The following is a 24,819-nucleotide window of genomic DNA, read 5'->3' on the forward strand; positions in this document are numbered from 1 at the left end:
CCTAATGATTTTTACTGGCCAGGATGACCACGCCGTCTGCCCGCTCATGCCCCAGCCAACTGGTCCAGCCCAGGCGGCAGACGTTGTGCTCGCCAAGGTGCAACGGCCGGACCTCGCCCGCCGCCAACACCAGTCGCACGTCGTATTCCAAGGGGTCCCGGGCGGCAAAACGCACCAGCGCACACAGCGGCTCGTAACCCGCCCCGGTGGGCAAAAACTCGTGAAAACGCTGCCAATCGAGTGCCAATACATGAACCCTGAACATGCCACTGCGGTCGATAAGGCACTCCCCCAGCACCAGGTCCGAACCCAACGAGCTATAGGCGCGACCAAGGTCATTGCGCTGCTCCTGGTCGATCACTACCCTGCGCTCGACCCACTGCTCGATGACCAGCCGGTTGTGCTTGAAGTAATAACGCAGCACGGTCTCGATCAGCGCGGCGGAGTGCACGCGCAGGCTCAGCAGCCCCAGGTAGGGCAAAAGGCGTTTCCAGTTCAGTTGAGCCGCGCTGCGAATCGCGCTGCCACCCAGGCCCACCCATGCAAACATCTGCTCGGAAAAAGGATCGCGGGCGCCCGTTTGAAAACTCGCCTGATAACGATATTTTCGCCAGATCGGCACTATCAGCCGGTGCAGGCGATGGTGAAAAAGATCAAGAAATTCCCGCGTCGGATTACCGCCCGCTACCTCGGCAAAGGCTTGCTCGCCATAGAACGCCGGCAGCGGTGACCCTGTACCAAACAGGCCCAGCACATTGAGGCGAAGCCGTGCCCGCAAATGGCCGTGCTCGACAAAAAACTCCACACGATCAATGTCGTTGCCGGGAAAGCCAAAGCCTGGGTTGGCCTGGAACTCCAATTGATCGTAAAGCGCCTCATCGTCCAGCGAGGGATGCGCCTCGCGCAGGCGCTCGATAATCTGCGCAACCGCCTGAAACACCGAGTACTCGCGAATCACTCGGGACAGTGCGGTTAAAGCAGGGGCTGCTGGCCCATCCGGGGTGGCCATAGGTACACGTCTCCTTGTGTGCTGATGACTCGCAGTTCGTGGTACGAGTTGAGGCTGGCGTAAAGCGCGAAGAACTCGTTGAGCACCGAAGCAAAGACGAACACGTCGCCCTCCCCCAGGTAGCCTTCAGGATCGATGGTGAGGTCAACCCGCAAGCCGCGAAATGGCAGGCCTCGGTGCAGCCGGTCTACGGGCTGGTGACTGATCGAACGGAGGGCGCCCAGCCTTCGCCTGCTGACCTTTTCCACCTGGCGGTCGTGATAACGCGGCAGGTCGTAGGTTTCGAGGATCACCCTCAAGGCGTTGATATCGGTCAATGACAGATAGTTGAGCGACATATTGCTGATCAGTCGCCACAGGAAGTCGCTGTCCAGGGGTGGCGCAAAGCTGGGGGTTGCCGCGGTGATGTTGCGAAACGAGAGAAACTCGGGCGTCTGTTCGCACGCCTGATTGATATCGCCCACCTGCAGCAGGCATGGCAGGTTGTGGTTGGTGCAGGTCAGTTCAATCGACAGGGTTTCCTGTTCATGCACTGGACACCGGTCGAAACTCAGCCAGGTATCCAGGCCGGCATGTTGCAGGGATGGCCGCTGGCGAACGCCATAGCTGGGCGCGGCGCTGCCAAAATCGTGCTCAAACGATTCGAACGGAACATATTCCTGGTACCCGAGGCCTCCCGGCCGCCATCCCGTGACCTTGTCGACGGAAAATACACCGCAGTTCCCCCTGGCGTATTCGCCAGGCAACAACAGGTATTCGTCCTGCTTGCCGTCCAGGCGAATCGGTACGCCGTCGTGCTTGAACAGATTGACGATGGGCGTGCAGTACAGCTTCACGTTGTCCAGGGTAGGCGCCATTCGCTCAATACCGCGACCACGCATGTCGAAGCGTAACGTCACGCCATGTAGCTGCTTGAGTACGTCAATAGGCAACCTGCTCAACGCGCCAAGGCCACTCACATCGACAAACAGGTATTTGTCGGGAAAGGCGAAGTACTCCTGCAAATGGCGATAGCCACGAAAGGTATTCAACGGATAAGGGATCAGTGCCTCATCCTCGGAAAAGCCCACAGGACTGATATCGTTGCTGGACAGACGCAACGAAACAGGCTCGCCGTCGGCGCCGATGACCGGCAGCCCGTCGCGCCCGAAAGGCAGCAACTCGAACCCGTCCAGGTGGCGCAAAAGCCCCAGGTAAAGCGCCTGGCTGACGGGCTGCTCCCCCGCGAGATGCAAACGCAGGCAGTTCAGTTCCAGCTCACTGAAGTTGCCCTCGGCCGTCATCTCCAGACGCAGGCAGAGCAAAGCGCCCTCGCCCTGTACCGAGTACTCCATGGCGGCCAGTTGCAGCGGCAAGACCTGCGTCGGGTAACAGGTACGAAAACGGCAGCGTTCACCGTCGATCGCAATGCTTTCCACCGGTGTATCCCGCTCGACCCTGATGGCCGGCCCTGTGCGCTTGAGCGGATCAAACTGCAGCATGCTGAACGACGGCAGCGGCCGCATATAGTTGGGCCACAGCAGATGCATCAACGAGTGACTCAACTCCGGCAATTGATCATCAAGCTTCTGCCGCAGGCGACCGGTGAGGAATGCAAAACCCTCAAGCAACCGTTCTACATCCGGGTCCTGGCCAGCGTCCCCAAGAAACGGCGCGAGTGCCGGGTTGCGCTCGCAGAACCGTCGCCCCAACTGTCGCAGTGCGCTCAGCTCGCCCTGGTAGTAGCGGCTAAACGACATTCGGTTTGACCTCGACCCGTGCGCCGTGAGCCAGGCTGGCGCAAAAGGCGACCGCTTGCGTCATGCCATTGACTTCCATGGCCCCCTCGATGGAAAAAGCCAGCACCATCGGGTCACGGTCCTGTGGCAATGCCTTGACACGGACATCCTTCAGACGGGGTTCGTAGGCCTGGATAAAGCGCTCAATCAGGAACCGAGCCTGGCTCAACGCGTCATGCAGGCTGAGGCGCATGTCATTCAGATCAGGTAACCCGTAATCAGGTAGCGTCTGGACACTGCCCGCACGGGTGCTGAGCATTTTCGCCAGATGCCCCGCCACGGATTCCACGACGCAACCTTGCGGGCTGCGCCCCACGCCGGACTCCAGGCGCTCGAAAAGGCTGCGGTTTTGGGTAATCACGTGGCGGCGGCTCATTCTTTATCGAGCTTGCCGACGAGCGACAGAGTGAAGTCTGCCCCCATGTACTTGAAGTGCGGGCGAACGCTCAGGTTGACGCGATACCAGCCGGGCTCCCCGTCGACATCACTGACAACAATGCGCGCAGCCCGAAGCGGGCGCCGTCCACGCACTTCGGTGCTGGGGTTGTCCTGGTCGGCTACGTATTGGCGAATCCATTTGTTGAGTTCCAGCTCAAGGTCGGTGCGCTCCTTCCACGACCCCAGCTGTTCACGCTGCAGCACCTTGAGATAGTGGGCCAGGCGATTGACGATCATCATGTACGGCAATTGGGTACCGAGCCGGTAATTCAGCTCGGCAGCCTTGCCTTCGGCACTGATTCCAAAAGACTTGGGTTTTTGCACCGAACTGGCGGAAAAGAACGCTGCATTGTCACTGCCCTTGCGCATGGTCAGGGCAATGAAGCCCTCTTGCGCCAGCTCGTATTCGCGTCGGTCGGATACCAGCACCTCGGTAGGAATCTTGGTTTCGATCTCGCCCATGCTGTGAAAGTGATGCAGCGGCAAGTCCTCCACTGCACCACCACTCTGCGGGCCGATAATGTTCGGGCACCAGCGATACCGGGCGAAACTGTCCGTCAAGCGGGTAGCAAAGGCATAGGCCGTATTACCCCACAGATAGTGTTCGTGGCTGCTGGCCACATGTTCCTGGTAGGCGAACGTCTTGACCGGACAATCAACGGGATCGTACGGCGTGCGCAATAGAAAGCGCGGTACGGTGAGGCCGATGTAGCGGGCATCTTCGCTCTGGCGAAAACTCTGCCATTTGGCAAACTGCGGCCCTTCAAAATGGTCCTTCAGGTCCTTGAGGTCAGGCAGGCCGGTAAAGCTCTCCAGGCCGAAGAAGCCAGGGCCGGCCGCCGCAATGAACGGTGCATGGGCCATGCAGGCCACGCTGGAAACGTACTGCATCAGCCTGACATCGGGAGCACTGGGGGAAAGGAAATAATTGGCGATGATTGCCCCTACGGGCTGGCCGCCGAACTGACCGTATTCGGCACTGTAGATGTGCTTGTAGAGTCCGGACTGAGTCACCTCCGGTGAGTCCTCGAAGTCATCCAGCAGGTCCTGGCGGGAGACGCTGAGCAGTTCGATCTTGATGTTTTCACGAAAATTGGTGCGATCAACCAGCAACTGCAGGCCACGCCAGGAAGACTCCAGTGCCTGGAAGTCGGGATGGTGCAGGATTTCATCCATTTGCTGGCTGAGCCTTGCGTCAATCTCGGCAATCATCCGGTCAACCAGGCGCTTCTTGACCGGCTCGCCCTTGTTTTGCGGCTTGATCAGCTCCTCGATAAATGCCGAGACTCCGCGCTTTGCAATACTGTAGGCCTCGTCGTCGGCGCTGAGGCGGGTCTGGGCAATGATGTTGTCGAGAATGCTGTACTCATCCGTGATGGGCGCATGCGACGGGCTTTGGCTGGTAGTCATGGTGTCAGTGTCCTTTTAACTGAGAGAGTCATACGGCGGAGCTGTCCAGCCCCAATTCAGCCAATACCCGCTTGCGCGAATCGTCATCGGCGAGGGCATTTTCAATGGCCTTTCGAAAGCTCGGCGTGTTGCCCAGCGGCCCCTTGAGCGCCACAAGTGCATCGCGCAGGTCCATGAGCTTTTTCAGCTCGGGTATCTGCTCAACCAGCTGTGCAGGATTGAAGTCCTTCATCGAATTGATCCTGACCCGGATCGCCAACTCGTCAGGTTCGGCTGAATCCTGCAGCCGGTTGGGGACGCTCAAGGCCAGGCCCAAGGCCTGCTTGGCCAGCACCTCGTCGAGGCTGTTCTTGTCGATGCCGACGGGCTTGCGGTCTTCGAGCTTGCGCAGGTCTTCACGCTGGGTGAAGTCACCAAGCACCAGCAATTTCAACGGCAGCTCGACCTCTTCCTGCGCAGTGCCGACGGCGGGTTTGAACGTGATATTGATGCGTTCCCTGGGGGCTACCGAACCTTCTTTCGCCATGGTGTTTCTCCTTTTTCGGGGGGCTCGAAAGCCTATTCAAGTACCGCTTCGAGATCGAAGTGGCACAGCCTGCGATGGACATCTTCCTTGCGCTCACGCACGGAATGGCTCTGGGGCAATACGTCACAGCAGCCATGCAAGAGCTGCAGCACTTCAACCGCCAACTCGGGCTCCCAGCGCTGCAGGCCTGAGTGCTGCAGCTCGTGGTCCAGGTGATCGAGCTGGACTTTGGCCAGGTCATGCTTGCCTGCCAGCAAACACAACCTGGCCAGGCCAAGCCGCCAATGAAACCGGGCACGATCACCTGTTGCGGTTTGCATGCCCTGCTTGAGGGACCGCACAGCCACCTTGAACCCGTCCTTGCGCAGCACGGGCATGACGTCGTGCAACGCTTTGTCCCAAGGCGCAGCCGGGGCATCAGGTGCCGACCTGAGTGGAACCGGGGCTTGCAAATGGCGGGCAACCTGGGTGTTGATCCAGCCACGGGTGACGTCGTCGGCGAAGGGTGTTCCGTCGTGGAAGCGCAGCTGTGCAAGCCCCGGCAAACGCTGGAGCAACAGCGCGAAGTGCACTTCCAGCTCGGTCATGGCCAGATCGGCCTGGAGTGCCTGCAGGCACTCCCACACCCGGTACAAGCCGTCGAACCAGAAAGGTGCTCCGGCCAGGCTGCCCTCAAGCTCCAGCAGCAGGTCGGTATGCTGCCCTTGGGCAAAGCGCTCCTGGTACCGCTTGAGCTTGTCGGGCGCCGGCCCGCGCAAAGGCGTTACCTGTTCGCTGTCACAGTCCGGAAGACTGGTGATCGTCAGCCAGGTCAACGTTCGGTTCAGACGCAGTGCGCGCAGGTCAGTGGCATTCTGGCGCTGCCACCAGGCCGACAAGGGCCGGGCATGTTCCTGCAGCGTGCGCAGCAGCTTGTGGGCGTCCTTTTCGTTTTCCACAATGGGCTCGGGCGCCATCAACTGAGTCGCGACCTGCTTGATATGGGCGATCACCCCTGTGCTACCGCCTGCTGGAGGTTCGCTTTCGGTGGACTGTTGCAATCGGTCCGACAGCTGCCTGCGAACCGGCAGTAACAGTGGCGCATCTTCGAGAAGGTGTTCGGTCCACAACTCGTCCAGCCGCGCCAGGTGTTCGAGCATGCAGTGGAACAAGGGCCGCTGATCCTTGAGCGAAACAGGTTGTGCAAGCACCTGCTCGAGGCGCGGGACCAGCCAGCCAAAGGCGGCACTGCGGGTACGCAGCTTGCCCGGATAAACGACCGCCCAATGATGCTCACAGAGGTAGCGCAGCAATCCGAGGCCTGCGAGTAGCCCGGGGAAGGACTCGCGCTGATGCAAGGCCCAGGTCAACCAGACAGCGACCCGCAAGTCCTTGGACTGGTGGCGTAACAGCGCCTCGCTTTTTTCCACGACCCATTGCCAGTCAGGCTGACTGTTTCCGTGAATGGAGTGCGCCTTGCCCAGTTCAGTTTCAAGCGCCTCATACTCGGTCGAAAAACGCATATCGGCCCCCGCATAACTCGTTTTCGAGTTGGGTGCCTGCGCAAGTTCGAGGTAATAATCGGAAAGCCTGTCTGAGTAAACCATTATGGGCCGCACTTTACTTTCCTGAACATGTTCAGTGAACTAATGGCCATTCAAGCGCACATCAGGACATTGATTAAAGTTTGCCTTCCCTACGAGAAGAGCACTAACCTTATCCATGCAAAAAGCATTGTTCAAGCCACCAAATAGCAGTTAAGGAGTTTCCTACAAGAATAGAAAAATCGCCGACGCGCAAGAATTTGCGCAGCCAAGGCGCCAGGCATCGTCATGAATGAGGTGAACTCTGCGAATAACAACGCCCATCAACATGAGCAACTAACTGCACACCCCTGCGCAAACAAATACAACTAAATCGAATTAAAACCTTTAATGCCGTTCAAAATTAAAACCAATAAAACCTTAACCCCCTGCTTTCATTGACGCTCGAACTTTCCGGCACGCTTCTTGATATCGAGCATTACCCGGCCGGCAAGTCCGTCGGCCGGGACGACCTCATTTATCAGGCAAGGAAACCCGTCATGCCAACACCCGCGTATCTATCCATCACCGGCACCAAGCAAGGCTTGATCACGGCAGGCACGTTCACCCAGGACTCGGTCGGCAACATTTACCAGGAAGGCCATGAAGACCAGATCCTGGTGGAAGCATTCCAGCATCAGGTGATCATTCCCCGTGACCCGCAATCCGGCCAGCCCACCGGCCAGCGTGTGCACAAGCCCCTGATGATCAGCAAGGTATTCGATAAATCGTCGCCATTGCTGTTCAGCGCATTGACCTCCGGGGAAATGGTCAAGTGCCGCCTTGAGTGGTACCGAACCTCTTCAGCCGGAACCCAGGAACACTACTTCACCATCGAGTTGGAAGACGCGATCCTGGTGGACATCCAGTCACGGATGCCCAATTGCCAGGACCCGAACAACGCACACTTCACGCATCTGGAGGATGTGTATTTCACTTACCGGAAAATCGTCTGGACCCATGAGGTCTCCGGTACGTCTGGCTCTGATGACTGGCGCAGCCCGGTAGCCGGCTAAGCAGCCACCGAAACAGAAACGGCATCGCCATGGACGGCACCGTTTCTGTCGGCCACTAGACCATCGCCAGCGGATGCTTGCGCTTCGGCGCCCCAAAAACCCGGTCAATCGCGTCCAGGTCGTGCTCATCCAGCACCAGCTTCGCCGCTGCGGCATTGAGCCGGACATGCTCTGGCGTAACCGCCTTGGGAATCGCGATCACCCCGTCCTGGCGCAAGACCCAGGCCAGGGAAACCTGGGCGGGTGTGACCTCGTGGCGACGGGCAATTTGCTTGAGGGTCGGGCTGGCCAACAGCTCGCCACCCTGGGCGATGGGACAGTAGGCCATCAAGGGTAAATTGTGTTGCTGCCACCATGGCAGCAGGTCGAACTCGATGCCGCGCTCCTCGATGTTGTAGAGCACCTGATTGGTGGCACAGGCCGGGGAAGCCAGCTCCTGCAGGTCTGCTACATCAAAGTTGGACACACCCCAACGACCGATCTTGCCTGCCTCACGCATGCGCTCGAAGGCTTCTACCGTTTCTTCAAGGGGGTATTGCCCACGCCAATGCAACAGATACAGATCAATGTAGTCGGTGCCCAGGCGCTGGAGGCTGGCCTCACATGCACGTGGAATGCCCTTGTGGCTGGCATTGTGCGGGTACACCTTGCTGACCAGGAACACCTGGTCGCGCTTGCCGCGAATCGCCTCGCCGACGACTTCTTCGGCACCGCCTTCGCCATACATTTCAGCGGTATCGATCAGGGTCATGCCCTCATCGATACCCAGTTGCAACGCGGCCACTTCGGCGCTGCGCTTGCCGGGATCCTCGCCCATGCGCCAGGTCCCCTGGCCGATGACAGGGACGGGTACGCCGGCCAGATCAATGGTGCGCATGACAACCTCCTGATGAATTTGCGAATTAACAGTGTGGCACCGACTGGACAAAAGGGTTCAATCGAAGGAAGGTGGCCCTTTCCATCCCAGCCATAGAAAGGGCATGCAATGCTGTTTGTGGTCATGTTGGGGGGTAAGCACCCCCGGGCGAAAATCGAAGTGCATGATGTGGTGTTCGCCGTCGCCGACACCCTGGAAGCCGCCTACCCGCAACTGCGCGAGGGCTGGTTCGGCAGCCAGAAAGGTGTGCATATCGACTCCTGGATGACGGTGGATGGCGTTGACGGCTGGAAAGTCCAGCTCAGCCACCTGGCGCCGAACGCCGCGGCGCCGCGCCTGTACTTCATCAACCTGGGCGGGTATGAATCGAACGTCTTTGGCGAGGCACACCACTACCTGCTGGTGGTTGCGCGCACGGCCAGGGAGGCGGCAGCCCAAGGCAAACAGCAGATGCTCACGCACTGGACGCAATCCCACACCGACGGCGTACTGGATATCGACGACTGCCTGCCCATCGACCTGGTAGACGGGCGCTACATCCACCTGGAACCCGGCGTACACCGCCCGGTCATCACGCGAAACGACTACATCGTACTGCCCTGACCGCCTCCTACCCGAACGGGGTATGGCGCCCCACCCGCCACCTGCCTGAAAGTGCAATCAGCCCCTCGGCCTGACAACAAGCACAACATCAAGGTGGGTTCGCCATGCATAAAGCCGTTATCGCCCTGTTCAGCGCTGTCTTGCTTGCATCAACGTCCGTCAGCCAGGCCGCTGACGACCCGGGCAACACCTTGCGCATCTACAACTGGGCCGATTACATCGGGGAACACACCCTCGCCGACTTCGAGAAAGCCACCGGCATCAAGGTGATCTACGACACCTACGACTCCTACGAAACCGTGCAGGGCAAGCTGCTGTCCGGGCGCTCGGGCTATGACCTGGTGGTGCTCAACGCGTCCCTGGTGCCGCTGCTGATCAAGGCCCAGGCCTTCCAGCCCCTCAACAAAGCGCTGCTGCCGGACTGGAACAACCTCGACCCGCAAGTGCTGAAAAGCCTGGAAACCCATGATCCGGGCGTGACCTATTCCGCGCCTTACACCTGGGGCAGCAATGGCGTGACCTACAACATCGACAAGATCAAGGAACGCATGCCGGATGCGCCCATCGGCTCACTGGCGATGATCTTCGACCCCAAGATCATTTCGCGCTTTGCCGACTGCGGCATCACCTTCATCGACTCCCCTACCGACATGATCCCGCTGGCCCTGACCTACCTCGGCCTGGACTCCAACAGCGTGGCGCCCAAAGACCTCAAGGCCGCTCAGGATGTGCTGATGGCCGTGCGCCCGTACATCCGCAAATTCGACTCCAGCGGCTTTATCAACGGCCTGGCCAATGGCGAGCTGTGCATGGCCACCACCTGGTCCGGCGACTACGCCACGTCCCAGGCCCGGGCGGCGGAAGCCGGGGCCAAGGTCAACCTGAGTTACTTCATCCCCAGGGAAGGCTCGCTGATCTGGTTCGATAACTTCTACATCCCGGCCGACGCACCCCATGTGGCGAATGCCCACAAGTTCATCGAGTTCCTCCTGCAACCGCAAGTGATCGCCGGCGTCAGCAACACCATTCACTACGCCAACAGCAACCTGGCCTCCAAGCCCTTTGTAAATGCCGATATACGCGACAACCCGGCCATCTACCCGGACTCGGCGACGATGCAACGCTTGTTCACCCAGAAAAGCCAGTCCCAAGCCGCCGTGCGCCTGATCACCCGTACCTGGAATGCCGTGAAGACCGGCAAGTGAAACCCAGCCATTGAAGGTAAACGCCATGACCCTGCCAAATCCTGACTTTTTCGCCCAGTTCGACCACGACCAACTGGACGCCGCCGACAAGGCCCATTACATGCACGGTTTTCATATGTTCGACGAACACCGTGAACAAGGCTCACTGAATATCGCGGCGGGTGACGGCGCCTACATCTACGACACCGCCGGCAACCGCTACCTGGATGCGGTCGGCGGCATGTGGTGTACGAATATCGGCCTGGGCCGCGAGGAAATGGCAGACGCCATCGCCAACCAGGTTCGCCAGCTGGCGTACTCCAACCCGTTCTGCGACATGGCCAACGTCACCGCTATCGAACTGTGCGCCAAGCTTGCCAGCCTGGCTCCCGGCGATCTTGATCATGTGTTCCTGACCACCGGCGGCTCCACCGCCGTCGATACTGCCTACCGCCTGGTGCAGTTCTATCAGAACAGTCGCGGCAAGCATGAGAAGAAACACATCATCTCGCGCTTCAGTGCGTATCACGGCTCGACGTTCCTCACGATGTCCATCGGCAACAAGGCCGCCGACCGCGCGCCGGAATTCGATTTCATGAGCGACTTGTTCCACCACATTTCGTGCCCCAACTACTACCGGGCGCCGCAGGGCATGAGCGAGGCGCAGTTCCTCGATTTCCTGGTGGATGAGTTCGAAGACAAGATCCTGACCATCGGCGCCGACAAAGTGGCCGCGTTCTTTGCCGAACCGATCATGGGCTCGGGCGGCGTGATCATTCCGCCCAAGGGTTACCACCGGCGCATGTGGGAAGTCTGCCAACGTTATGACCTGCTCTACGTGGCGGATGAAGTGGTGACGTCCTTCGGCCGGCTGGGAAAATTCTTCGCCTCCCAGGAAGTGTTCGACATGCAACCGGACATCATCACCACCGCCAAGGGCCTGACGTCCGGCTACCTGCCGTTGGGCGCGTGTATTTTCTCGGAGCGCATCTGGCAAGTGATCGGCGAGCCGGGCAAGGGCCGCTGCTTTACCCACGGGTTCACCTACAGCGGCCACCCGGTGAGTTGTGTGGCGGCGCTGAAGAACATCGAGATCATCGAGCGGGAAAACCTGCTGGCCCATGTCGAAGACGTCGGTGTGTACCTCGAACAGCGCCTGCAAACCCTGTCCAACCTGCCGCTGGTGGGCGATGTGCGCTGCCAGCGGCTGATGGCCTGCATTGAGTTCGTCGCCGACAAACACACCAAGGCGCTGCTGCCGGACGCGGTGAACATCGGCGAGAAGATCCACCTGCGGGCCCAGGCCAAAGGCTTGCTGGTACGGCCCATTGGCCACCTGAATGTGATGTCGCCGCCGCTGATCATCACCCATGCCCAGGTGGATCAAGTGGTGGAAATCCTGCGCCAGTGCATCCTCGACACCGCCGAAGAGCTGCGCCAGAGCGGCGAGTATCAAGGCCGATGAGCCTGGGCGCCCCGGTGCTTTTGCCGGGGCCCTGGCCGGCGGGTAGACTGGCCGGCATGAACCAGCATGCCGATCACTGCCCTGCCCCGTCCTTCCAGGTGCTTGACGCCTGGAATGGTGCGTTGGCCCACGCCTTCGCCAGCGTCGACGAAGCGTCATTTCTCGAACACCTGGCCTGCGCCCTCAGTGCGCTGACCCCTATCGAATCGATGATGATCAGCCTGGAGCGCCAGGGCCAGGCGCCACACTTGCTCTACCAGCAAGGCATCCCCCGGCCGCACTACGAAGAGATCATCAACCGTTACTTCTCCCGGGGCTACCTGCTGGACCCGTTCTGCCTCGCGGTAGACAAGGGCCTGGCCGAAGGTTTCTACCACCTGGCGCAGATCGCCCCGGACGATTTCTTCAACAGCGAGTACTACAAAACCTACTACCTGCGCAGCGGCGGCGCCCAGGAGAGCTACTACATCGTCGACCTGTGCCCCAACAGCAAGATTTCGTTGTGCATGTTCCAGGGGCTGAGTGCCGGCCAGTTCAGCGACGAACAACTGGCACTGCAACGAACCGCCCAACCCATCGTGCGCGAACTGCTGCGCCGCTTCGGCACCACGGGCGGGCTGTGCAAGGTGATCAGCGACGAGGCCTTCACCCAGACCCAGGTGCATCAGCAGATTGAAGCGGCGTTCATGCATTTTGGCAGCGGCGTATTGACCGTGCGCGAACGGGAAATCGCCCACCTGATATTGCGCGGGCACTCGGTGAAATCCACCGCGCAGGTGCTGGGCATTTCCCCGGAAACCGTGCGCATGCACCGCAAGCATTTGTATACCAAGCTTGAAATCAACTCCCAGGCGGAGCTGTTTGCGCTGTTTATCGATTGGCTGACCCACAGCGGCGTAATGGCCCGATCCTGACCGTCCAGGCAACCCAGGGGAACTTTGCCAGGAAATAACCACCTGAATCCGGTACGCTCAGCATTTTTACCCAAGGAGATACCCCTCATGGCCAAAGCCACCGCCCGTCACATCCTCGTTGCCACCGAAGACAAGTGCAACGAACTGAAAGCGCAAATCGAAGGCGGCGCCGACTTCGCCGAAGTTGCCAAAGCCAACTCGTCCTGCCCGTCCAGCCGTCAAGGCGGCGACCTGGGTTCGTTCGGCCCGGGCCAAATGGTCAAGGAATTCGACACCGTCGTATTCAGCGCCCCGGTCAACACCGTGCAAGGCCCAGTGAAAACCCAGTTCGGTTATCACCTGCTGGAAGTAACCAGCCGTCAGGACTGATCCAGTCCGCGCTAATGTTTAAAACAACGGCCCACCCTTTGGTGGGCCGTTGTGCATCTGTGACAGTGTGATGACTGGCGAGGCGTACGCGCATAGCGTACAAATCCCTTTACCTCTTCACCCGGCGCCCAAGGCTGATAATGCGAGTCGCTTTTTCTACCCTGTTTTGCTCCACCCTGGCCCTGTTGCTGGCCAGCACCGCCGTGATCGCCGCGCCGCAATCGGCATTGACCGTGTACGGCGAGCCGGCCAAATACCAACCCGGCTTCACCCATTTCGACTACGCCAACCCCAATGCCCCCAAGGGCGGCAGCCTGCGGCGTTCGGCGATCGAAATCGGGCGCTACGACCATGTACTGCCTTATGGCGACAAAGGCATCGGGGTCAGCCAGGTCGATGGCTGGCTGTATTCGCCCCTGGCCCTGCGTTCGCTGGACGAACCCTACACGGTCTACGGCCTGGTGGCGGAAAAGATGGAGCGGTCAGACGACGGTCTGTCCCTGCGTTTCTACCTGAACCCCAAGGCGCGTTTCGCCGATGGCCAACCGATCACCGCCGAAGACGTGCGTTACTCCTTTGACCTGCTGATGACCCAGGGCAGCCTGCGCTACCGCACGCTGTTCGCCGACGTCAAACACGTCGAAGTCGAAGGCCCGCGCCAGGTGCGCTTCGATTTCGCAAGCAATGAGAACCGCACCCTGCCCCTGGATGTCGCGACCCTGCCGGTGTTCCCCGAGCATTGGTGGAAGACCCGCAACTTCGCCGACGGCGGCGGCTACGAGATTCCCCTCGGCAGCGGCCCCTACACCATCAGTAAGGTGGATGCCGGCAACACCATCACGTTCAAGCGTGACCCGAACTGGTGGGGCAAAGACCTGCCCATCAGCCGCGGCCTGTACAACTTCGATCACCTGAGCCTGGAATACTTCGGCGACACCGAAGTGGCGCGCCAGGTCCTGCGGGGCGGTGCCTACGACTTCAACCGCGAATTCTCCGCCACCGGCTACTCCATCGGCTACAACGGCCCGGCCCTCGATGATGGCCGCCTGCAACGCGCGCACCTGGCCAAGGAGGCACCGCAGCCGGCCCAGGGCTACGTATTCAACGTGCAAAAACCGATGTTCAAGGACCGCCGCGTGCGCCAGGCCCTGGCCATGCTGTGGGACTTCGAGTGGGCCAACCGGCAGATGATGCGCAACATGTACATCCGCCAGCAGAGCTTCTTCTCCAACAGCCCGCTGGCGGCGACCCAACTGCCGGACGCCCAGGAACTGGCGATCCTGGAACCTTTGCGCGGGCAGATTCCCGACGAAGTCTTCACCCAGGTGTTCAAGGCCCCCACCACTGACGGCACCGGGATGATCCGCGACAAGCAGCTGCAAGCCCTGGCCCTGCTGGAACAGGCCGGCTGGAAGCCCGACGGTGACAAGCTGGTGAATGCCGAGGGCGAGCCGCTGGAGTTCACCTTCCTCAACGCCCAGAACGGCCTTGAGCGCCTGTTGTTGCCGTACAAGCGCAACCTGGCGCAGATCGGCATCACCCTCAACATCCGCCGCATTGACTCCTCGCAATACGTCAACCGCCTGATGGCCCGGGACTACGACATGATCGTCACCGGCTTCCCGGTTACCACCTCGCCGGGGATGGAGCTGTACAACTACTTCGGTTCGGCCGCCGCGTTTGATACCGGCGCCAACAACTACATGGTGCTGAAAGACCCGGCCGTCGACAGCCTGATCAACGGCCTGGTCAAGGCCGATACCCAGTCGCTGATGCTCAGTTACGCCCACGCCCTGGACCGCGTGCTGCAATGGAATTACCTGTGGATCCCCAACTACTACCCGCCGGGCACCTCCGCCGCGTGGTGGAACCGCTTCGGCCGCCCGGCCGTGGAAGCCAAGACCGATGAGGCCCTGGAAACCTGGTGGGAAATCAGCCCCACACCGCTCACTAACGAGCAGATGAAAGCCGAACTGACCAAACGCCCGGGAGCCCGCTGATGTTTGCCTATATCGTGCGGCGCTTGCTGCTGATCATTCCCACCCTGGTGATTATCCTTCTGGTGAACTTCGTTATCGTGCAGGCCGCGCCCGGCGGGCCGGTGGAACAGGCCATCGCCCACCTGCAAGGCATCGGTGGCGGTGGCGTCGGCGGCTCGTCTGCCGAAAGCCTCAGCAGCGGTTCACGGGCCAGCCGAGGCCTGGACCCGAAACTGATCAAGGACATCGAAAAACAATACGGCTTCGACAAGCCCGCGCCGGAACGCCTGTGGCTGATGCTCAAGAGCTACGCCCAGCTGGACTTCGGCAACAGCTTCTTCCGTGGCAAAAGCGTGACCGACCTGATCCTCGAAAAGATGCCGGTGACCATTTCCCTCGGCCTGTGGGCCACCTTGATCACCTACCTGGTGTCGATCCCGCTGGGGATTCGCAAGGCGGTGCGCCATGGCAGCAGTTTCGATGTGTGGAGCAGCACCGCGATCGTGATTGGCTATGCGATGCCGGCATTTCTGTTTGCGATGTTCCTGATCGTGGTGTTCGCCGGCGGCACTTCGTTGAACTGGTTTCCGGTGCGCGGGCTGGTCTCGGAAAACTTTGACCAGTTGAGCACCGTCGGCAAGATCGCCGATTACTTCTGGCACCTGGTACTGCCGGTCAGCGCCCTGGTGATCGGCGGCTTCGCCACCTTGACCATCCTCACGAAAAACTCGTTCCTCAATGAAATCACCCGCCAGTACGTGGTCACCGCCCGGGCCAAAGGCTTGAGTGAACGCCGGGTGCTTTACGGGCATGTGTTCCGCAACGCCATGCTGTTGGTGATCTCGGGGATTCCCCAGGCATTTATCGCGGTGTTCTTTGCCGGTTCGCTGCTGATCGAGGTGATTTTCTCCCTCGACGGCCTCGGTCGCATGAGCTACGAAGCGGCGGTTTCACGGGATTATCCGGTGGTGTTCGGTTCATTGTTTATCTTCACGCTGTTTGGCCTTTTGATAAAACTCATCGGTGACCTCTGCTACACCCTGGTGGACCCGCGTATCGACTTCGCCGCGAGGAACGCCTGATGCTCAAGCTCTCTCCCGTGGCCCGTCGGCGCTTTGAACGCTTCAAGAAAAACCGCCGCGGCTGGTGGTCGCTGTGGCTGTTTATCGGCCTGTTTATCCTGACCCTCGGCGGCGAGTTGATCGCCAATGACAAACCCCTGGTGCTCAGCTACCAGAACGAACTGTATTTCCCGGTGTTCAAGCGCTACACCGAGCAGGAGTTCGGCGGGCAACTGCCGTTCCAGGCGGATTACCGCAGTGAATACGTGCAGAACCTGATCAAGAAGGACGGCGGCTGGATGCTGTTCCCGCCAATCCCGTTCAGCGACGACACCCCCAACTATGAGCTGACCCGCCCTGCCCCCAGCCCGCCATCGAGCGTGAACTGGCTGGGCACCGATGACCAATCCCGCGACGTGCTGGCGCGGGTGATCTTCGGCGCCCGGGTGTCGATCCTGTTTGCCCTGGCTCTCACCGCCATCAGCGCCGCCATCGGCATCGCGGCGGGTGCGTTGCAGGGATATTACGGCGGCTGGGTCGACTTGCTCGGGCAACGAATATTGGAAGTGTGGTCCGGGCTGCCGGTGCTGTACCTGCTGATCATCCTGTCAGGCTTTGTCGAACCGAATTTCTGGTGGCTGCTGGGGATCATGGCACTGTTTTCCTGGCTGGCCCTAGTGGACGTGGTGCGCGCCGAGTTCCTGCGGGGGCGCAACCTGGAGTACGTCAAGGCCGCGCGGGCGTTGGGCCTGGGGGACGGCAAGATCATCCGCCGGCATATCCTGCCGAACGCGATGACCGCGACCCTGAGCTACCTGCCGTTCATTTTGACCGGGGCGATTTCTACCCTGAGCGCCCTGGATTTCCTCGGTTTCGGCATGCCCGCCGGCAGCGCGTCATTGGGTGAGCTGATCGCCCAGGGCAAGCAGAACCTACAAGCGCCGTGGCTGGGGCTGACCGCGTTTTTCACCCTGGCGCTGATCCTGTCGTTGCTGGTGTTTATCGGCGAGGCGTTGCGTGACGCCTTCGACCCACGCTCATGAAGGCCGTTGAGATGACTGAAAACCTGATCGAGATTCGCGACCTGAGTGTCGCCTTCAACGGCCAGACCGTGGTGCGCAAGCTGTGCCTGGACGTGCGCCCCGGCGAGTGCCTGGCGCTGGTGGGCGAGTCGGGTTCGGGCAAATCGGTGACCGCCCATTCGATCCTGCAACTGCTGCCCGAAGCCGGCACCGAAACCACCGGCTCGGTGCGCTATCGCGGCCAGGAACTGCTCGGCACCTCGCCCGCCACCCTGCAAAAACTGCGGGGCAACCGGATTGCGATGATCTTCCAGGAGCCGATGACGTCCCTGAATCCGCTGCACAGCATCGAGAAGCAGATCGGCGAAACCCTGCTGTTGCACAAGGGCCTGGGCGGCAAACAGGCCCAGGCGCGGATCCTTGAATTGCTCGAACTGGTGGGCATCCAGAAGCCCCGGGAACGCCTCAAGGCCTACCCCCACCAACTCTCCGGCGGCCAGCGCCAGCGGGTGATGATCGCCATGGCCCTGGCCTGTGAACCGGAACTGCTGATTGCCGATGAGCCGACGACTGCACTGGATGTGACGGTGCAGCGCAAGATCCTGCTGCTGCTCAAGTCCCTGCAACAACGCCTGGGCATGTCGCTGCTGCTGATCAGCCACGACCTCAACCTGGTGCGCAGCATTGCCCAGCGGGTGTGCGTGATGAAGGCCGGGGAAATTGTCGAACAGGCGGATTGCGAAACCCTGTTCTGCGCCCCGCAGCACCCTTACAGCCGCCTGCTGCTGGATGCTGAACCGGCAGGCATCGTCTTGAATCACGAGGCGCGGGAGACGGTGTTGCAGGTGGATAACCTGAGTGTGCAGTTCCCGCTGGGCGGCGGACTGTTCCGGCGCAAGCAATACCTGCAAGCGGTGGATGGCATCAGCCTGGAGGTACAGCGCGGCAAGACACTGGGGATTGTCGGCGAGTCCGGCTCGGGCAAATCCACCCTGGGCCAGGCGATTCTGCGGCTGCTGGATTCCAGCGGCGCGATTCGCTTCCAGGGCGAGGCCCTCGACGGCCTGACGCAAAAGCAGATGCAACCGTGGCGCAAGCAGATGCAGGTGGTGTTCCAGGACCCGTTCGGCAGCCTCAGCCCGCGGATGTCGGTGGCGCAGATCATCAGCGAAGGCCTGGAAGTGCATGCGCCGTGCAGCCTCAAGGACCGCGAAGCCCAAGTGATCCGCGTGCTGGAAGACGTGGGCCTGGACCCTGCCAGCCGCCATCGCTACCCCCATGAATTCTCCGGCGGCCAGCGCCAGCGCATCGCCATCGCCCGTGCGCTGGTGCTCAAGCCGGCGCTGATCCTGCTGGACGAACCCACTTCTGCACTGGACCGTACCGTGCAGAAACAGGTGGTCGCCCTGTTGCTTGAGTTGCAGGAAAAGTACGGCCTGACGTACCTGTTTATCAGCCATGACCTGGCGGTGGTGCGGGCCCTGGCCCACGACATGATCGTGATCAAGGACGGCAAGGTGGTGGAACGCGGGCCCAGCGATGAAGTGTTTGCCGCGCCTCAACACCCTTACACCCGGGAACTCCTCGCGGCGGCGCACCCATGAGCACCACTGGCAGCCTCAAGGATTACCAATACGTTCGCGGCCTGGCGATCCAGTCGCTGTTCGAGATCATCGAGCAGTCCAGCGAAGGCACGGTGATTGTCGACGGTGACGCGAACATCGTCTGGATGAACGAGCGCTACGCCAAGCGCTTCGGCCTGAAAAGCGCCGACGAAGCCATCGGGCAACCCTGCGAGCAGGTGATTTCCAACAGCCTGTTGCGCCAGGTGGTGCGTAACGACCAGCCGATATTGCTGGATATTCAGGACACGCCCAAAGGCCCGCTGGTGGTGATGCGCCTGCCGATCCATGACGACGCCGGCAAGGTGATCGGCGCCATCGGGTTTGCGTTGTTTGATGAGCTGCGCAACCTGTCGCCGCTGATCGAGCGCTACCTGAGCATGCAGCAGGAACTGGCTTCCACTCGGTCGCTGCTGAGGTCGCGGCAGAGTAAATACAACTTCGCGCACTTTATCGGCACCAGCGCGGCCAGCCTGGAAGTCAAACGTCGGGCGCGGCGCAGTGCGAGCGCGGAGTCGCCAGTGTTGCTGCTGGGGGAAACCGGGACCGGCAAGGAGCTGCTGGCCCAGGCGATTCATGGTGCATCGCCTCGCGCCCATAAAGCTTTCGTCAGCATCAACAGCGCAGCCATCCCGCATGATTTGCTGGAGGCGGAATTCTTCGGCACCGCGCCCGGCGCATTTACCGGTGCCGATCGCAAGGGCCGCCCCGGCAAGTTGCAGATTGCCCAGGGCGGCACGCTGTTTCTGGATGAGATCGGCGACATGCCGCTACCACTGCAAAGCAAATTGCTGCGGGTGTTGCAGGAGAAAGAGTTTGAGCCGGTGGGCTCCAACGAGATGATCCACAGCGATGTGCGGGTGATTGCGGCCACGTCCATGGACCTGGAAGCGGCAATCAAGCGCGGCGAGTTTCGGGCGGACCTGTATTACCGCCTGAACGTGCTGCCGATCCAGGTGCCGCCGTTGCGCGCGCGGCTGGATGATTTGCCGGCGTTGAGCGAGGCGATTCTGGAGGAGTTGCGCAGCCAGCATGAGCTGGACCGCGAGGCCTTGGCGTTATTGGCGCAGCATGCGTGGCCGGGGAATATCCGCGAGCTGCGCAATGTGCTGGAGCGGGCGGCACTGTTGAGTGATGACCTGGTGCTGGATGCCAGTGAAATTCGCGCGGCGATTGGTACGTTCAGCCCGGTTGAGCAGAGTTCGGTAGAGACCGTTGAGGGCGAGAGTTTCAGCGCGGCCCGGGAGCGGTTTGATCGGCAGGTGATTGGGGCGGCGTTGAAGCACTGTGAGGGGAATGTGGTGGAGGCGGCGAAGCGGCTGGGGCTGGGTCGGTCGACCTTGTATAAGAAAATGGTTGCCCTGGGCATCGCCTAGTCTCCAAAAAGAGACACAATTCCAAATACAGAGAAAATCCAATGTGGGAGCGGGCTTGCTCGCGAATGCGGTGTGTCAGTGCCTGAATTACTGCCTGATACACCGCATTCGCGAGCAAGCCCGCTCCTACATTTGATCTCCAACAGTCTCAAATTCGGGACAAAACCTGAGAACGCTCTCACAGATCAAGAATTTCTCTATATATTTCAACAGGTTAATAACTTGGCACACATCTCGCTAAAGCCCCTCCCCACCGCCTCACCCCCACAAAAATAACAATCAGATGGAGACACACCATGAGTGTGATCATTGCCCTAGCGGCCCTGGCGCTGCTGATGCTGGCCGCCTACCGTGGCTACAGCGTCATCCTGTTCGCCCCCATCGCCGCCCTCGGCGCCGTGCTGCTCACCGACCCTTCCGCCGTCGCTCCCGCGTTCACCGGGGTGTTCATGGAGAAAATGGTCGGCTTCCTCAAGCTGTATTTCCCGGTATTCCTGCTCGGTGCGGTGTTCGGCAAGCTGATTGAAATCTCCGGCTTCTCGCGCTCCATCGTCGCCGCCGCGATCCAGTTGCTCGGCACCCGCCAGGCGATGCTGGTGATCGTGCTGGTGTGCGCCCTGCTGACCTACGGCGGCGTGTCGCTGTTCGTGGTGGTGTTCGCGGTGTACCCGTTTGCCGCCGAGATGTTCCGCCAGAGCAATATCCCCAAGCGCTTGCTGCCGGCGACCATCGCCCTCGGCGCGTTCTCGTTCACCATGGACGCCCTGCCCGGCACGCCGCAGATCCAGAACATCATCCCCAGCACCTTCTTCAACACCACCGCCTGGGCCGCGCCGTGGCTGGGGCTGATCGGCACGATCTTCGTGTTCTGCGCCGGCATGCTGTACCTGGCCCGCCAGCGCAACAAGGCCCAGCGCGCCGGTGAAGGCTATGGGACCGAGCTGCGCAACGAGCCGGAAACCGCCGAAGACATCAAGCTGCCCAACCCTTGGATCGCCCTGTCGCCGCTGCTGCTGGTGGGCCTCATGAACCTGCTGTTCACCCACTGGATTCCGCTGTGGTACGGCAAGACCCACACCCTCAGCCTGCCGGGCATGAGCGCGCCGGTGCAGACCGAAGTCGCCAAGCTCACGGCAATCTGGGCGGTGCAGGCGGCGTTGCTGGTGGGGATTATCGTGGTGCTGGTGTTCGGCTTCTCGGCGATTCGCAGCAAGCTCGCCGAGGGCAGCAAGAGTGCCGTCAGCGGCGCGCTGCTGGCGGCGATGAACACCGCTTCGGAATACGGTTTTGGTGCGGTGATCGCCTCGCTGCCGGGCTTCCTGGTGCTGGCGGACTGGCTCAAGGGCATTCCCAACCCACTGGTCAACGAAGCGATTACCGTGACCCTGCTGGCCGGCATCACCGGTTCCGCCTCGGGCGGCATGAGCATCGCGCTGGCGGCCATGTCGGAGAGCTTTATTTCAGCGGCCCATGCGGCCAATATCCCCCTTGAAGTACTGCACCGGGTCGCGGCCATGGCCAGCGGCGGCATGGACACCCTGCCCCACAACGGCGCCGTGATCACGCTGCTGGCGGTCACCGGGCTGACCCACCGCGAAGCCTATAAAGATATTTTCGGCATCACGATCATCAAGACCCTCGCGGTGTTCGTGGTGATTGGTACTTTCTACGCCACCGGCATTGTGTGAGGTTGATATGACGACATTGAACGGCAAGACCGCCCTGGTCACCGGCTCCACCAGCGGCATCGGCCTGGGCATCGCCCTGAGCCTGGCCAAGGCCGGCGCCAACCTGATCCTCAACGGCTTCGGCGATGCCAGCGCGGTGATCGCCCAGGTGCAGGCCTTCGGCGGCAAGGTCGGGCATCATCCGGCCGACGTCAGCGACCCGGCGCAGATCGCCGAGATGATCGCCTACGCCGAGCGCGAGTTTGGCGGCATCGACATTCTGGTGAACAACGCCGGGATCCAGCATGTGGCGCCGGTGGACGAATTCCCGGTGGAGCGCTGGGATTCGATCATTGCAATCAACCTGTCGTCGGTGTTCCACAGCACGCGGTTGAGCCTGCCGGGCATGAAAGCCAAGGGTTGGGGGCGGATCGTCAATATCGCCTCGGTGCATGGGCTGGTGGGTTCGGTGGGCAAGGCGGCTTACGTCGCTGCCAAGCACGGGGTGATCGGGCTGACCAAGGTGGTGGGCCTGGAAACAGCCCAGAGTAATGTCACCTGCAATGCCATCTGCCCGGGCTGGGTGCTGACGCCGCTGGTGCAGAAGCAGATTGATGACCGCATTGCCAGCGGGATTGACCCGCAGCAGGCGCAGCAGGATTTGCTGGCGGAGAAGCAGCCTTCGCTGGAGTTCGTGACACCGCCGCAATTGGGGGAGCTGGTGCTGTTCCTGTGCAGCGAAGCCGGCAGCCAGGTGCGGGGCGCGGCGTGGAATATCGACGGTGGCTGGCTGGCCCAGTAAACGACGATTCCCAAGACACCGCAGCTCAAATGTGGGAGCGGGCTTGCTCGCGAATGCGGTGTATCAGTTAACACATCTGGAACTGACCCACCGCATTCGCGAGCAAGCCCGCTCCCACATTTTGATCGGTGTCGTTAGATAGATCAGATAATAAAAAAGAGATTTCCTGATGTCCGAAATACTCTGGCAACCCTCCCCCGAACGCATCCACAACACCCGGATGGACCAGTTCCGGCGCTTCATCAATGATCGCCATGCCTTGCAGATCAGCGACTACCCGGCCCTGCACCAGTGGAGCATCGACCAGCGCCCGGACTTCTGGCAGTCGATTGTCGAGTTCTTCGACGTGCAGTTCCGCACGCCGCCCAGCGCGGTGCTGATCGAAGACGCCGAGATGCCCAGCGCCCAGTGGTTTCCCGGCGCTACCCTGAACTTTGCCGAACACCTGCTGCGCCGCCGCGACGATCACCCCGCCGTGGTCGCGATCAGCGAAGACGGCCAGCGCGAGCAACTGACCTACGCCGAACTGGCCCGCCATGTCGCCGGCCTGCAGCGCAGCCTGCGGGCGGCCGGCGTGGGCGTGGGGGACCGGGTGGCCGCGTGCATGCCCAACACCTGGCAAACCCTGGTGGGCATGCTCGCCACCACCAGCCTCGGCGCCATCTGGTCGTGCTCCTCGCCGGACTTCGGCACCCAGGGCGTGATCGACCGCTTCGGCCAGATCGAACCCAAGGTGCTGATCACCTGCGCCGGTTACCGCTACGCCGGCAAGGTCATCGACCAAAGCAGCAAGCTCAATGAAATCCTCGAACGGCTGCCGTCCCTGCAACAACTGATCATCGTGCCGTATGCCCGCCCGCAGGCGCGTCCCGAGGAGTATCAGACCCGGGCCCACGTCGCGCTCTGGGACGACTTCTACACCCCCGGCGGCGAGCCCGATTTCGTCGCCGTGCCCTTCGATCAGCCGCTGTACATCCTCTATTCCAGCGGCACCACCGGCGTGCCCAAGTGCATCATCCACGGCACCGGCGGCGTATTGCTCACCCACCTCAAGGAACACGGCCTGCACGCCGACCTGTCGCGGGATGACTGCCTGTTCTACTACACCACCTGCGGCTGGATGATGTGGAACTGGCTGGTGTCGGTACTGGCCATCGGCGCCACGGCGGTGCTGTATGACGGCTCGCCGTTTCACCCCGGGCCGGAACGCCTGATGGACCTGATCGACCAGGAAAAAATCAGCGTGTTCGGCACCAGCCCCAAGTTCCTTGCCACCCTGGAGAAAGCCGGGCTGCAACCGCGGCGGAGCCATGACCTGGGCAGCCTCAAGGGCCTGATTTCTACCGGCTCGCCGCTGTCGCCCCAGAGCTACGACTACGTGTACCGCGAGATCAAGCCCGAGGTGTGCCTGTCGTCGATGTCGGGCGGCACCGACATCGTGTCCTGCTTCGTGATCGGCAACCCGGTGCTGCCGGTGCGCCGTGGCGAGATGCAGTGCAAGAGCCTGGCTATGGCTATCGAAGTGTGGGACGACCAGGGCCACCCGCTGGTGGGCGAAAAAGGCGAACTGGTGTGCACCCGGCACTTCCCGGCAATGCCCATCGGCCTGTGGAATGACCCGCACCAGGAAAAACTGCGGGCTTCGTATTTCAGCCAGTTCCCCGGCGTGTGGGCCCAGGGTGACTACGCCGAACAGCGGCCCAACGGCAGCCTGCTGATCCATGGCCGCTCGGACGCCGTGCTCAACCCCGGCGGCGTGCGCATCGGCACCGCAGAGATCTATCGCCAGGTGGAAAAAGTGCCTCAGGTCCTGGAAAGCCTGGCCATCGGCCAACGCTGGCAGGATGACGTGCGGGTGGTGCTGTTTGTGCGCCTCAACGATGGCATCGAACTGGACGACGGCCTGGAGCAGCAGATCCGCCAGGTGATCCGCGCCAACACCACGCCGCGCCACGTGCCGGCGAAGATCCTCGCGGTGACGGATATCCCGCGCACCATCAGCGGCAAGATCGTCGAGCTGGCGGTGCGCAACGTGGTGCATGGCGAGGCGGTCAAGAACACCGACGCACTGGCCAACCCCGAGGCGCTGGAGCAATTTCGTGATCGCCGGGAGCTGGCAGAAAGATGAAACGTTTTAGC

General features: G+C 61.1%; 21 protein-coding genes. 14 read left to right on the top strand and 7 right to left on the bottom strand.

Going from position 1 to position 24,819, the window contains the following annotated elements; all coding sequences use genetic code 11:
• Window position 1 precedes the first annotated feature (1 nt).
• From tssG to tssA, 6 genes are read right to left on the bottom strand one after another with little or no spacing between them, the layout of a single operon-like run.
• The gene (gene tssG, locus HX807_RS12170; protein ID WP_008437010.1) at window positions 2–1,009 is read right to left on the bottom strand and encodes a type VI secretion system baseplate subunit TssG; all 1,008 of its coding nucleotides are present in this window, start codon (window positions 1,007–1,009) and stop codon (window positions 2–4) included.
• Window positions 973–2,748, bottom strand: a complete 1,776-nt coding sequence (tssF, locus tag HX807_RS12175) for a type VI secretion system baseplate subunit TssF (protein WP_177050091.1) — start codon at window positions 2,746–2,748, stop codon at window positions 973–975. Before tssF ends, tssG begins: the two co-directional genes overlap by 37 nt.
• Entirely contained in the window at window positions 2,738–3,163 is a 426-nt protein-coding gene (gene tssE / locus HX807_RS12180; protein ID WP_003208041.1) for a type VI secretion system baseplate subunit TssE, read from the bottom strand. Before tssE ends, tssF begins: the two co-directional genes overlap by 11 nt.
• A complete protein-coding gene (tssC, locus tag HX807_RS12185) occupies window positions 3,160–4,635 on the bottom strand; it encodes a type VI secretion system contractile sheath large subunit (protein ID WP_003208039.1) in 1,476 nt (491 codons plus the stop codon). The genes tssE and tssC overlap by 4 nt, the downstream gene beginning before the upstream one ends.
• A gap of 28 nt (window positions 4,636–4,663) precedes the next feature.
• Window positions 4,664–5,161 carry a type VI secretion system contractile sheath small subunit gene (gene tssB / locus HX807_RS12190; RefSeq protein ID WP_003208038.1) on the bottom strand — a complete coding sequence of 166 codons (498 nt, stop codon included), beginning with the start codon at window positions 5,159–5,161 and terminating at the stop codon, window positions 4,664–4,666.
• A 32-nt stretch (window positions 5,162–5,193) separates the two neighbouring features.
• Window positions 5,194–6,747, bottom strand: coding sequence for a type VI secretion system protein TssA (tssA, locus tag HX807_RS12195; protein WP_177019440.1), 1,554 nt, complete (start codon window positions 6,745–6,747; stop codon window positions 5,194–5,196).
• A gap of 476 nt (window positions 6,748–7,223) precedes the next feature.
• Between tssA and HX807_RS12200 the strand changes: the two genes are divergently transcribed.
• Window positions 7,224–7,739 (top strand): Hcp family type VI secretion system effector, encoded by a 516-nt coding sequence (locus HX807_RS12200; RefSeq protein ID WP_003208034.1) that lies wholly within the window; start codon window positions 7,224–7,226, stop codon window positions 7,737–7,739.
• Window positions 7,740–7,794: 55 nt separating this feature from the next.
• Here the strand turns inward: HX807_RS12200 and HX807_RS12205 are convergent, their stop codons facing one another.
• On the bottom strand, window positions 7,795–8,616 hold the full coding sequence (locus HX807_RS12205; RefSeq protein ID WP_177050094.1) for an aldo/keto reductase: 822 nt from the start codon (window positions 8,614–8,616) through the stop codon (window positions 7,795–7,797).
• Between the two features lie 108 nt (window positions 8,617–8,724).
• Between HX807_RS12205 and HX807_RS12210 the strand changes: the two genes are divergently transcribed.
• From HX807_RS12210 to HX807_RS12270, 13 genes are all read left to right on the top strand, one after another.
• Window positions 8,725–9,219: a DUF1543 domain-containing protein gene (locus HX807_RS12210; protein WP_177050096.1), complete on the top strand. Its 495-nt coding sequence runs from the start codon at window positions 8,725–8,727 to the stop codon at window positions 9,217–9,219.
• A 104-nt stretch (window positions 9,220–9,323) separates the two neighbouring features.
• Window positions 9,324–10,424, top strand: coding sequence for a polyamine ABC transporter substrate-binding protein (locus HX807_RS12215; RefSeq protein ID WP_177050098.1), 1,101 nt, complete (start codon window positions 9,324–9,326; stop codon window positions 10,422–10,424).
• A gap of 25 nt (window positions 10,425–10,449) precedes the next feature.
• Complete coding sequence (locus HX807_RS12220; protein WP_177050100.1) at window positions 10,450–11,868, top strand: aminotransferase; 1,419 nt, start codon at window positions 10,450–10,452, stop codon at window positions 11,866–11,868.
• The gene (locus HX807_RS12225; RefSeq protein WP_008436999.1) at window positions 11,865–12,782 is read left to right on the top strand and encodes a response regulator transcription factor; all 918 of its coding nucleotides are present in this window, start codon (window positions 11,865–11,867) and stop codon (window positions 12,780–12,782) included. The genes HX807_RS12220 and HX807_RS12225 overlap by 4 nt, the downstream gene beginning before the upstream one ends.
• Before the next feature lie 87 nt (window positions 12,783–12,869).
• The gene (locus tag HX807_RS12230) at window positions 12,870–13,151 is read left to right on the top strand and encodes a peptidylprolyl isomerase (protein ID WP_003208024.1); all 282 of its coding nucleotides are present in this window, start codon (window positions 12,870–12,872) and stop codon (window positions 13,149–13,151) included.
• A gap of 140 nt (window positions 13,152–13,291) precedes the next feature.
• A complete protein-coding gene (locus tag HX807_RS12235; protein WP_003208022.1) occupies window positions 13,292–15,151 on the top strand; it encodes an extracellular solute-binding protein in 1,860 nt (619 codons plus the stop codon).
• On the top strand, window positions 15,151–16,212 hold the full coding sequence (locus HX807_RS12240) for a microcin C ABC transporter permease YejB (RefSeq protein ID WP_003208021.1): 1,062 nt from the start codon (window positions 15,151–15,153) through the stop codon (window positions 16,210–16,212). Before HX807_RS12235 ends, HX807_RS12240 begins: the two co-directional genes overlap by 1 nt.
• The gene (locus HX807_RS12245; RefSeq protein WP_003208019.1) at window positions 16,212–17,234 is read left to right on the top strand and encodes an ABC transporter permease; all 1,023 of its coding nucleotides are present in this window, start codon (window positions 16,212–16,214) and stop codon (window positions 17,232–17,234) included. Before HX807_RS12240 ends, HX807_RS12245 begins: the two co-directional genes overlap by 1 nt.
• A gap of 11 nt (window positions 17,235–17,245) precedes the next feature.
• Window positions 17,246–18,817 carry an ABC transporter ATP-binding protein gene (locus HX807_RS12250; RefSeq protein ID WP_177050102.1) on the top strand — a complete coding sequence of 524 codons (1,572 nt, stop codon included), beginning with the start codon at window positions 17,246–17,248 and terminating at the stop codon, window positions 18,815–18,817.
• A complete protein-coding gene (locus tag HX807_RS12255) occupies window positions 18,814–20,211 on the top strand; it encodes a sigma-54-dependent Fis family transcriptional regulator (RefSeq protein WP_003208015.1) in 1,398 nt (465 codons plus the stop codon). Before HX807_RS12250 ends, HX807_RS12255 begins: the two co-directional genes overlap by 4 nt.
• A gap of 296 nt (window positions 20,212–20,507) precedes the next feature.
• On the top strand, window positions 20,508–21,899 hold the full coding sequence (locus HX807_RS12260) for a GntP family permease (RefSeq protein ID WP_102606532.1): 1,392 nt from the start codon (window positions 20,508–20,510) through the stop codon (window positions 21,897–21,899).
• Between the two features lie 7 nt (window positions 21,900–21,906).
• Window positions 21,907–22,680, top strand: coding sequence for a 3-hydroxybutyrate dehydrogenase (locus HX807_RS12265; protein WP_177028300.1), 774 nt, complete (start codon window positions 21,907–21,909; stop codon window positions 22,678–22,680).
• A 169-nt stretch (window positions 22,681–22,849) separates the two neighbouring features.
• Entirely contained in the window at window positions 22,850–24,808 is a 1,959-nt protein-coding gene (locus HX807_RS12270) for an acetoacetate--CoA ligase (RefSeq protein ID WP_177050103.1), read from the top strand.
• Window positions 24,809–24,819 lie beyond the last annotated feature (11 nt).

This window comes from Pseudomonas sp. D8002 (assembly GCF_013385695.1).
Classification (GTDB): Bacteria; Pseudomonadota; Gammaproteobacteria; order Pseudomonadales; family Pseudomonadaceae; genus Aquipseudomonas.